Genomic DNA, 1699 nt, shown 5'->3' with positions numbered 1-1699 from the left:
CGCTGGAGAAGGCTCTGGCCTGGATTCAGGACGACGAGCTGGTCGAGGTGACGCCGAAGACGATCCGTCTGCGCAAGCTCTATCTCGATCCGAACGAGCGCAAGCGCTTCGAGAAGTCGTCCAAGGTGGTCGGCGCGGCGTAAGCCTTCTATTTTTCCAACAATCGAGAGGGGCGGAGCAACCAGTGCTCCGCCCCTTTCTCGTTCATCCGCCGGCAGCCGCGATGATGGCCTGCCGATCGGCCTCGCCGGCCAGATCGATGCGGATGGTGATTCCCGCGCGGGCCGGCTTGCGCAGCGCCTTTGCTCCGTCCGGGTCAACGATGAGCAGCCGCTTCTCCTCCAGCGCCTGAAGCCGTGATCGCGAGATGCCGAGTTCGCCGGCGAGCAGCCGGTCGAGTCGCAGCGATGTCGGCATTTCGAGCCCAAGCTGGAGTTCCAGAGCGGTCGCGGCTTCCCTTGTCTCGAAGAGCCTGCGCTTGTGAACGCTGACGTCGGGGAATTCCTCGACGCGCCCGATCCGGTTGCGCAACGCGATTACATCGAAAGCATGACGGTGAGCGAGTGCAGGATCGTTGCTTTCGAGCGCCGCCAGCAGCGTCGGATCGATGTCGCGGCGGTTGCAGTGCTCGAAAATGCCGAAATTCCAGGAATTGTCGCAGTCGATGCAGCGATAGATCAGCCACACGTCGATGCGCTTGCCATTGGCGTTGACGCGGAATTTCCCGCTGCTGCAATAGGCTTTCACGGTGCCGCAGCGGTTGCAGTTGATGAGCGGTCGAGGTGCGGTCTTGGGCGCGATTGCCCAGTGGATGTGCAAGGAGCCGGACATGCGGAAAAGCCTTCCCGTCGGGAAGTTCATCAGGCCGGCGATGTCGAGATGCCCATGCGGGCGCGGCGTGGCGGTCGCTATGATCGGAAATCAGATGTCACGGGCGGCAGCGCGCGACAACGGTTCAGCAGTGCCAAACCGGTCTCGAACCGCCGCCCAGAAGAACACAAGAACATGAAAACAGACACCGCTGGTGCGGCGTCATGCAGTGTGTCGGGGGAGTTGACGAGACCGGCGGTTACGTAGGCAAAGTGAAGCTCAAAAATTGTTTCGCGGCGGCCTTTCTAGCCGCGAGATGCCAGACGGGCAAGGGATCTCGCAAGCCAAGCCTTGGTACGTCAGCGCAAGGCCGGTATGGGGTTGCCTTTGCCAGAGCCGCAGCTGTCGGGTATTTGTGGTTGATCGAGCCCCAACCAGAGATCCCGGCCATGCACCCCACCTCGCTCCTGATCTTCGCCGCCGCTTTGTTCGTTGCCGCTGGCTCTCCCGGTCCGTCGATCGCGGCGCTCGTTGCACGCGTCATCTCGAAAGGGTTTCGCGACGTGTTCCCGTTCCTGCTCGCCATGTGGATCGGCGAGGGCATCTGGCTGTCGCTGGCGGTGTTCGGCCTGGCTATCGTGGCGCAGACGTTCCATTTGGCCTTCGTCGTGGTGAAATGGGTCGGCGTTGCCTATCTCGCTTACCTCGCCTGGAAGATGTGGACCGCCCCTGTCGATGCGAAAGAGGGCGAGATGCCGCGCGAGGATTCACCGGCAAAGCTGTTCTTTGCCGGCATGGCGGTGACGCTCGGCAACCCCAAGATCATGATGTTCTATCTGGCGCTGCTGCCGACCATCATCGACCTCGCGTCGGTCAGCATCGTCGGCTG

The 1699-nt window shown here is 62.2% G+C and carries 3 protein-coding genes; 2 read left to right on the top strand and 1 reads right to left on the bottom strand.

All coding sequences use genetic code 11. The annotated features are described in order from the left end of the window. Nucleotides 1-143 (top strand): hypothetical protein (locus tag EN943_RS39050; protein WP_164778605.1); only part of this gene is annotated, 143 nt, incomplete at its 5' end. Nucleotides 144-204: 61 nt separating this feature from the next. Here the strand turns inward: EN943_RS39050 and EN943_RS36870 are convergent. Beyond that, nucleotides 205-831, bottom strand: a complete 627-nt coding sequence (locus EN943_RS36870; protein ID WP_127416600.1) for a DUF1062 domain-containing protein — start codon at nt 829-831, stop codon at nt 205-207. A 428-nt stretch (nt 832-1259) separates the two neighbouring features. Between EN943_RS36870 and EN943_RS36865 the strand changes: the two genes are divergently transcribed. Beyond that, nucleotides 1260-1699 (top strand): LysE family translocator (locus EN943_RS36865; RefSeq protein WP_164778604.1); only part of this gene is annotated, 440 nt, incomplete at its 3' end.

The organism is Mesorhizobium sp. M7A.F.Ca.US.006.01.1.1 (genome assembly GCF_003997935.1).
In the GTDB taxonomy this organism is placed as follows: Bacteria; Pseudomonadota; Alphaproteobacteria; order Rhizobiales; family Rhizobiaceae; genus Mesorhizobium.
This window is presented reverse-complemented; position numbering and strand designations above follow the sequence as displayed.